The sequence below is a fragment of the Stieleria sp. genome (assembly GCF_041595215.1).
Taxonomy (GTDB): Bacteria; Planctomycetota; Planctomycetia; order Pirellulales; family Pirellulaceae; genus Stieleria; species Stieleria magnilauensis.
Map to the genome: position 1 here is coordinate 1 of NZ_JBFHKV010000299.1, position 8,341 is coordinate 8,341.

Below are 8,341 nucleotides of genomic sequence, written 5' to 3' on the forward strand. Positions count from 1 at the left end.
ACTTTCCAGGTCCGCCAATCGCTGCCCCCGTCGGCCAATCCATACGCGACCAGGGATCCGTCACGGGTGATCACCGTTCCCGCCAGCGCGACCGTGCCGTCGTCACTGAGTTTGTTCGGGTCGATCAACACCTGACGTTCAGCCGAGAGCGAATCGGCCTTGTAGAGAACGCTTTGGTTTTGCAACCCGTCGTTGTGGGAATAGAAGTAGCGATCGCCGCGACGACGGGGAATCGTGTAGCGTTCGTAGTTCCACAATTTCTCGAGCCGTTGCCGCATTGCTTCGCGTTGCGGCAGCGATTTCAGGTAGGCCTGCGTGACTTCGTTTTGGGCCGTGACCCAGGCTTCGGTTTCCGCACTCTCGGTGTCTTCGAGCCAGCGATAGGGATCGGCAACCTCGATGCCGTGATAGGAATCGCGGACATCGGACTGTTGGGTGACGGGGTATTTCAGCGTGGTGGGTGTGACTTGTGCGTTCAAAGTGGAAACAGCAACTAACAGCAAGGTGATGGACGTGATCGCTCGCGTGGGATGATTCATGGCGGTGGATGGCCCGAGTGGAGTGGCGTGGCGATGTAAAGTTTTTCACGGGGGGTGTCGGACTACTTCATTACCGGTCGCGACTTGCCTATTCTAACGGTTTTGGCAAGCACGCTAATGGGAGCGAATCGGGGTGGAAGCGGCTTGGAGGCGACGATTGCTGCGGGGACGATGGCTGCTGCGCCAGCGGTTGGAGCGGGACGTGTTCGAGCCCCGCGGGCGCGTGGCGTCGAGCCTTCATCGGTTTCCGTTTGTCTTCGCCAGCTTTTTCGCAACGCTCGGTGTGATCTGCGATGCGTGGTGGTACGAAACGTTTTGGACCAGCGTGACACGTTGGTTGTTGATCGGCGTGGTCGCGGGGTTGCTGCCGGAACTGGTTCATCGCGTGTTCCGACCGTCGCGGCCCGGTGTCAAGGGTTTGGCGAGAGTCATCACCTGGGCCTGCAACGCGGTTTTGTGGACGAGCTGCTTTGGAACCTTGCATGCATGGAGCGAAGCTTCGTTTCGCAGCGCGTCGATCCTTCCCTTGGTCGATCAATCCGCGCAGCCGATCGTTGTTCGGGGAATGTTGGATCGAACGGTCTCGTTGCGGCGAAACCCCGTTTCGTTTGGCCGCCGCGGCGCGGACGAATCTCCCTGGCAGAGTCAACTGACCGTCGACCTGCAGCAGCGGCGTGTCGAAGACGGGTTTGAGGCCACTGACGGCAAGGTGTTGGTTTACGTTGACGGGGACTTGAGCCAGTTGCGGCCCGGCGACCGGATGGAGATTTATGGATGGTTGCATCCGTTTGAAGGTCCGACCAATCCCGGTGAACCGGATCTTCGACCTGCCTATCGACGACGTGGGCTTCATGCTCGAATCGAGACCAAGAACGCGGGATCGATCACGCTGTTGGAAACCTCGTCCAATCCGATCGCGTCGGCGGTCGCATCGATCGCGACGCGGGGCCGTGAGTCGTTGCTCAGCCACACGGACGATCAAACCGGACCGCTGGCGGTCGCCTTGGTGATCGGGCAGCGGGAATTCGTGGATCCAAAAACACGTGACGCCTTGTTGGCGACCGGCACGGCCCATTTGCTTTCGGTCAGCGGCATGCACCTGGCGATCCTGGTGCTGGTAGCGACTTGGATCGTTTCGGCGGTGGGGCTGCAACCGGTCAGTCGCTTCGTGGTGATCGTGGCGATCAGTGCGTTGTACGTCGCCGTGACCGGCGGCAGGCCTCCGGTGATGCGCGCGGCGATCCTGATTTCAATGTTGCTGTTATCGACCTGTGTCCGGCGAACCTCCCAACCGCTGAACACCTTGGGCGTGGCGGCGATGGTGTTGATCGTGGTGAATCCGATGAACGTCTTTTCGGTCGGGGTTCATCTGTCGTTCTTGGCGGTGATCACGTTGATGTTGGCCGGTCGACCGATCGCGCCGGGATCGATGCGTTCGGAATTGGAATTACAGCGTGAGGCCGGGTTTCAATCGATGGTCGACGCGTCATCGAGTTCATGGGTGCGAAATCTGAAAACGGTGGCGCGGTTCTTTGCACAGATGGCTTGGTTGAGCGGATGTGTGACGGCCGTCAGTTTGCCGTTGGTGTGGTCGCAATTCCATTTGGTCTCGTTGGTCAGCGTGTTGACCAACGTGTTGGTTTGGGCGGGGTTGATGGTGGCGTTACCGGCGGGCGTGTTGACGGTGATCGTCGATCCGATTCATTCGTGGTTGGGTGCGGTCCCCGGAACGGTTTGTCACCTCGCACTGCGTTACATGTGGTGGGTCATCGAGTGGACGGCGGGTTGGCCGCGCGGGCATGCCTGGTTGCCGTCGCCGCCGGGGATCGGCGTGGCGTTGTTTTACGTCGTGATGGCGGCATCGTTGATCTGGCGATCGCGTCGGGCGAGATGGTTTCGTTGCGGCTGGGTGCTGGTTTGGGGCGTGGTGATGTTTTGGGTTTCGACGCGGGTGGCGGCGCTGCCGCCGAACACGTTAGAAGCCACGTTCATCGATGTGGGGCACGGAACGAGTGTGATCGTGAGGACGCCCGATAGAAAAATTTGGTTGTACGATTGCGGCCGGATGGGCAACCGTTTGGGCACCAGCCGCGACATCGACACGGCGCTTTGGTCGCTGGGCGTGACGAGATTGGATGGCGTGTTTCTGTCCCATGCCGACGCGGATCATTACAACGCGTTGCCGGCGATCCTGGATCGGTTTTCGGTGGACGTCTTGATCACGCCGCCGGGGATGCTCGAGGGCCGCGACGCGGCGCTGGCGGACGTCCGCTCGGCGGTGCGGCGACACCGGATCGCGGTGCGCGAAGTTTCTGCCGACGTTCGGGACGCATGGGTCGACCGAACGGGCATGTCGGTGTTGCATCCTCCGCGGGCGGGGATCGCCGGCAGTGACAACGCGAACAGTTTGGTGTTGCGGATCGATCATGGCGGCAGGGCGTTGATTCTGCCGGGTGATTTGGAGCCACCGGGAACCGAGTCGCTGGTTTCGCGTCCCCGGCCGCCGGCGGGCGGTGTCTTGATGGCGCCGCACCACGGCAGTTTGTCGATGGACGCGGACGTGGTGTTGGCCTGGGCGCGTCCGCGGCAGACGATCGTCAGCGGCAGCCGTCGGGCGGCGCGGACCGAGGTGGAAGCGATGTTGTCGGTGACCGGAAGCGGCGTGCACATCACGGCCCGCGAGGGTGCCATTCGGGTGCGACTGAATGGCTCTGGTCAGCTGGACATCCGCAAGTGGCTGGTCAGCCCCTGGTAACGCCGGCCAATCGCACGGTGTCCCCGCTAGATCCTGGTGAACCCGAGGCATCCAGTGCTGCCGAGGGATCCTTCGGTCGGCGGTTGACACTGGCCATTTTCACGGCGATGTGTACCATGACAGGCTGAGTCGTTGTATTGTCGGGACCGCTTTTGGAGCCACTTCGCCCGTGTTGGGAATCCTTCACCAGATTTCTATCACCTGTTTTTTCACCAGTTACTTGGTGGCGTTGCTGCTGGAGCTGACACGATTTTTCGGTCAATTCCGCTTTCGGATGCCGGCGGTGCTGACGATGATGGGTCTGGGGTTGTTCACCCATGTCAGTTACCTGTTTTTGCGGGCGATCGATCTGCCGGTCGAAGACGGCCGCGGTTTGCTATCCAGCTGGGCGGAATGGTCACTGTTGTTGGCCCTGGGACTGGCGATTTGTTTTTTCATCGCCTACGTCCGCCGCAGCGACACGATCATCAGTTTCTTTTTTCTGCCGCTGATTTTGTTGACGATCGGGCTGGGGATCTGGGTCGGCGGATGGGAGCGTTTTTCGCGGACGGAGACGGCCAACGCGTGGCGCTCGATCCACGGGGTGGCGATGATGGTCGGCACCGGTGCGGTGCTGGTCGGTTTTTTGGCCGGCGTGATGTATCTGGTGCAATCTTGGCGACTGAAACACAAACGCGCCGGGTCGCGGATGTTTCGGTTGCCGACGCTGGAGACGCTGGATCGGGCCAACCGGCGGACGCTGCTGATCAGCACCGCCGCGGTGGCGATCGGGGTCGTGGCCGGGGCGATCATGAATTTGAACCAGAACGAACAATTCAACTGGACCGACAGCGGCATCTTGCTGTCGCTGGTGCTGTTCCTATGGCTAGTGGCCGCCACGGCGATCGAGTATCTCTATTCGCCGGCCAGCCGGGGGCGGAAAGCGTTTTACATGACCTTGGCCAGTCTGGGCTTTCTGGTCCTGGCACTCGTCGGCGTCATCCTCAGTTCCCACGGGGTGAGCTGATGAAGCTGCAGATGATTGGCTGTAGCCATCATGACGCGGCCGTCGAATTTCGCGAACGGGTCGCGTTTTCCGGCAATCAAATCGATTCGGCCTTGAATGAATTTCGCCGGCGTTATCCCAAAGGCGAACTGGTGCTGTTGAGCACCTGCAATCGGACCGAGCTGTACACGACGACCGACGAAGAGTTCGAACTGGACCGCGAAGCCGTCGTCCGTTTTCTCGCCGAGCAACATCAACTGCCCACCGACGAAGTGGTCGAGCAGATGATTTATCGCAGCGGGAACGACGCGGTCGAGCACCTGTTCACGGTGGCGTCGAGTTTGGACAGCATGGTGATCGGCGAATCGCAAATCCTCTCGCAAGTCAAACAGGCTTACGATTTAGCCTGCCAATCGGGGTCGGCCGGACCGCTCACCCACGCGGTGTTTCAAGCGGCCAACCACGCGGCCAAACGGGTGCAAACCGAAACGGAAATCCACCGCCGACGGGTGAGTGTGCCCAGCGTGGCGGTGGGCGAAGTGGTTCCCGAGGTGTTCGATTCGCTGGTCGGCAAGCGGGTGCTGATTTGCGGTGCCGGCGAGATGGGTGAAGAGACGCTGCGTTACCTGATCCAAGCCGGAGCCGACGACATCGTGGTGTTAAACCGCTCGCTGGAACGTGCCAAGACGTTGGCCGATGCGTTCTCGATTCGGTATGCCCCCTGGGAGACCTTGCTGGAGCAAGTCGTGCAAGCCGACTTGTTGGTCGGCACGACGGCGGCCACCGAACCGATTCTGACCTACGAGCAATACGACAAGCTTCGCCCGCAGCGACGTGACCGCGTGCTGCTGGTGTTGGACCTGGCCGTCCCACGCGATTTCGACCCCGCACTGGATGATTTTCCCAACCTGTACCTGTACCAGATCGACGATTTGCAGGCGGCCTGTCAGCGAAATCGGCACGAGCGGGAGAAGGAATGGCCCAAGGCGCAGCGGATCATCACCGAGGAGACGCAGCGGCTATTGGTCGATTTGAATCATCGTGCGACCGGCCCGGTGATCAAACGGTTGCGGGAGCACGCACAGCAGATCAAGCGGGACGAGCTGGAGCGATTGTTGCCCAAGTTGCGTGCGTTGGGTGGCGAGCCGGCGATGCAGAAAGAGATCGAAAAATCGCTCGATCGTTTGATCAACAAACTGCTGCATCCACCACTGTCGTCGTTGAAAGAGGATGCCGCCGAGGGGCATCAAAAGGGATTGGTCAAAGCCTTGCGAGAGTTGTTCCGGCTGGGAGACTGAGCGTCACCGCTCAATCCCACTCCTCGTCGTCGTCGTCTCCGCCCTCTTCCCAATCGTCGTCGTCCTCGTCGTCGTCCCAGTCATCGGCTTCGTCGTCGTCGAAGTCGTCGGCGTCTTCTTCGTCATCGGCGAAGTCATCCTCGTCGTCGTCGTCGTCGTCGACTTCCTCCCAGTCATCGTCTTCTTCGTCGTCCTCGTCATCATCGTCCTCGTCGTCGTCATCCTCGTCGTCGTCGAGTTCGTCCCAGTCATCGTCCTCGTCGTCGAAGTCATGGTCGCCTTCGTACAGATCGTCTTCTTCATCTTCGATCACGGCGAACGGACCGTTCATACCTGCGAGCAGGCCATCGAAATCTGCGAGCGGGCCATCGATGACCGGATCGACGGAGAACAGCAGCGACAGATCATCGGCGTGATGACTTGTCGGTGACGCTGTACTTCCCGGTGACACTGCACTTGTCGGTGACACTGGGAATGACGCGTAACGGTTGGTTGGGGTGACCGATGCGAAAGCAACAAGGCTCACGACTGACTCCTTCGTAGATGTCGAAACTGCTTAGGTCGAGTGTTCTGGATCAATTGATTCTGGGTCAAATTCTTCATCTTCTTGTAACGGTTCCCAGTTGATCGGCGGCAGCGCGTCGCCGGAGGGAAGTCCAAAAAGTTGTAAAAATTGCTTTGTTGTATCGTAAAGGTAGGGACGTCCGAGCTCTTCGCTTCGCCCGGAGATTCGAATTAAATCGCGTTCCATCAGCTGCCGCAACAACTCACCACAGGCCACACCGCGAATTGCTTCGATATCGGCGCGTGAAACTGGACCGCGATACGCGACAACGGCCAGCGTCTCCATCATCGGCGATGATAACCGAACCGCTGAAGGTAAATGTCCCAGTCGGGCCAACCAAGGGGCATAAGCGGCGCGGGTTAACATTCGAAAACCCCCGGCCACCTGCTCGATCCGTATCGATCGCCCCAGGTTGTCGTAGATTTGATTCAGGCGGCGGACAAGTGTACGAGTCTCGGTACCATCCGCCAAGTGAGCCAATTGGGCCAGTTTGCGACTGGTCAACGGCGTTTTGGCGAGCAACAAAACGGCTTCCAACCGCATCCGGCGAATCGTGGGGTCACCCTCGTCGGCCGGGTCGTCGTCGCTTCGTTCCCCCGGCGGCCTGGATGGCGGCGTTGGTGAAGTCGGCAAAAGCACCGCGTAGGGGCGTCGCACCGCCTTGGCCGGCCCCGGATAGGCTGGCAGCGAGCCGGAGTGGGGACGACCGTCGCCGCCGCCCGCGGAGACCTTTCGCAGTGAATGGTGGAGGGACGTGGGTCGAGACATGGCATAAAATGGCGGATGCGGTACTTTGATGGTTTGCCCAAACATCCCCAATGGTTGGCATCGTGTCCACGTCGGTCTCTTCATCCCCTTCGCCCCGCCCTTCGAGCCGTGCTCGCCGGGGCTCCCGTCGCTCGCTGATTATCGTGTGCACGATTCTCAGCCTATTCTTGGTCGGCGCCGTCGTCGCGATCAAGGGCAATGTTTCGGGTACCGAATTTGCGCCCAGCCACTTCCAGACGCGTGATTTCGCGTTCTACGAGATCCCGTTTTTCCACATCCAGATCACCCCCATCACCCGGAAAAACACGACCGGAGCCGTCCAGCGGCAGCTTCGGGCCAAGGGTTGGATCACCGTTCCGAGGGGAAAAAAGCCGACCCAGTGGCACCTGGTCAGTCTCAGTCGTGGCCCCACCGCGACTCCCGCCGTCGCCGGTCTGCTGTCCGATCAAATGCAGATTCAAGATTCGGGCAACCCGTTTTGGGTCGGCTGGAACAACGACCATCCCAATCGGGCATCCGTCCTTTGGCCGACCGTCCAGCAGCTCGCCGAGCGGGAACTGTATGTGCTGATTCCCGAACTGTTCCAGTTGGCCCGCACCTTGCCAGGCAAGGACAACGCCGCCGAGATGACCGCAGCGATCGATCGCTGGCTGGTCGGCCAATACGTGGGCTTGGTAAAGGACCTTCGCGATGCCGACCGCGGTGTGTTAGCCGACGAATTGTTGGCCGAAGCGATCCGCGATTATCCCTCCTCCCCAGAACTGGCTGACCTTCGCAGCAGCGGCGGGTGAATGATTTATCTTGATAACAACGCGACCACGGCGATCGACCCGCAAGTCGCCGAAGTGATCGCCGCTGAATTCCAGCGTGGCCCGGCCAATCCGTCCAGCCAACATGCCATCGGACGTTCCAGCAGCGATCGGCTGGACGACGCCATCCTGCGGATCGGGGCGTGTTTGGGAAGCGATCTGTCGCTGCCCGGCGGAGCGCGGCTGATCACCACCAGCGGCGGCACCGAGTCCAACAACCTGGCATTGGCCGGTCTGGCCGCACCCGATTCGCCGCTGATCGTCAGCAGCATCGAGCACGCCAGCGTGATCGCGTTTGCCGAGCAGGCGAAGAAGTCAGGTCGCCAGGTGCATGTTCTGCCGGTCACGCCCGATGGCGTCGTCCGCATCGACGCCTTGCAGCAGACTCTTGCCGAGCTGGACGCCGACCAGGCCGTCGTGTCGGTGATGTCGGCCAACAATGAGACCGGCGTGGTCCAGCCGATCGCCGAGGTTGCCGAGATCTGTCGCCAGGCGGGTGCATTGTTGCACGTCGACGCAACCCAATCGATCGGCAAACTCCCCGCCACCGTCAACGAGATCCCTGCCGCCGCGATCACCGTCACCCCGCACAAGTTCCACGGTCCGGCGGGTGTGGGAGCCC

At 60.7% G+C, this 8,341-nt stretch carries 7 protein-coding genes and 1 pseudogene; 5 read left to right on the forward strand and 3 right to left on the reverse strand.

The window, feature by feature from the left end; genetic code table 11:
• A pseudogene (locus ABX749_RS13395) lies at window positions 1–539 on the reverse strand (S9 family peptidase); the annotation flags it as partial.
• Window positions 540–762: 223 nt separating this feature from the next.
• On the opposite strand from ABX749_RS13395, the gene ABX749_RS13400 reads away from it, so the two are divergent.
• The 3 genes from ABX749_RS13400 (at window position 763) to hemA (ending at window position 5,577) form a co-directional block, all read left to right on the forward strand.
• Complete coding sequence (locus ABX749_RS13400; RefSeq protein WP_372896422.1) at window positions 763–3,294, forward strand: ComEC/Rec2 family competence protein; 2,532 nt, start codon at window positions 763–765, stop codon at window positions 3,292–3,294.
• A gap of 169 nt (window positions 3,295–3,463) precedes the next feature.
• The gene (gene ccsA, locus ABX749_RS13405; RefSeq protein ID WP_372896423.1) at window positions 3,464–4,300 is read left to right on the forward strand and encodes a cytochrome c biogenesis protein CcsA; all 837 of its coding nucleotides are present in this window, start codon (window positions 3,464–3,466) and stop codon (window positions 4,298–4,300) included.
• An 11-nt stretch (window positions 4,301–4,311) separates the two neighbouring features.
• Entirely contained in the window at window positions 4,312–5,577 is a 1,266-nt protein-coding gene (gene hemA / locus ABX749_RS13410) for a glutamyl-tRNA reductase (RefSeq protein ID WP_372896424.1), read from the forward strand.
• 10 nt (window positions 5,578–5,587) lie between these two features.
• Here the strand turns inward: hemA and ABX749_RS13415 are convergent, their stop codons facing one another.
• Window positions 5,588–6,028 (reverse strand): hypothetical protein, encoded by a 441-nt coding sequence (locus ABX749_RS13415; RefSeq protein ID WP_372896425.1) that lies wholly within the window; start codon window positions 6,026–6,028, stop codon window positions 5,588–5,590.
• Window positions 6,029–6,133: 105 nt separating this feature from the next.
• Window positions 6,134–6,910 carry an SMC-Scp complex subunit ScpB gene (gene scpB, locus ABX749_RS13420; RefSeq protein ID WP_372896426.1) on the reverse strand — a complete coding sequence of 259 codons (777 nt, stop codon included), beginning with the start codon at window positions 6,908–6,910 and terminating at the stop codon, window positions 6,134–6,136.
• A gap of 143 nt (window positions 6,911–7,053) precedes the next feature.
• Between scpB and ABX749_RS13425 the strand changes: the two genes are divergently transcribed.
• Both ABX749_RS13425 and ABX749_RS13430 read left to right on the forward strand, forming a co-directional pair.
• Entirely contained in the window at window positions 7,054–7,701 is a 648-nt protein-coding gene (locus tag ABX749_RS13425; protein ID WP_145221837.1) for a hypothetical protein, read from the forward strand.
• Window positions 7,702–8,341, forward strand: a 640-nt coding sequence (locus ABX749_RS13430) for a cysteine desulfurase family protein (protein ID WP_372896427.1), incomplete at its 3' end; no start/stop codon positions are given.

Excerpts from the sequence above, each read along its gene's own strand:
- hemA (WP_372896424.1), top strand. The coding sequence starts at position 4,312 with ATGATTGGCTGTAGCCATCATGACGCGGCCGTCGAATTTCGCGAACGG.
- scpB (WP_372896426.1), bottom strand. The coding sequence starts at position 6,910 with ATGTCTCGACCCACGTCCCTCCACCATTCACTGCGAAAGGTCTCCGCG.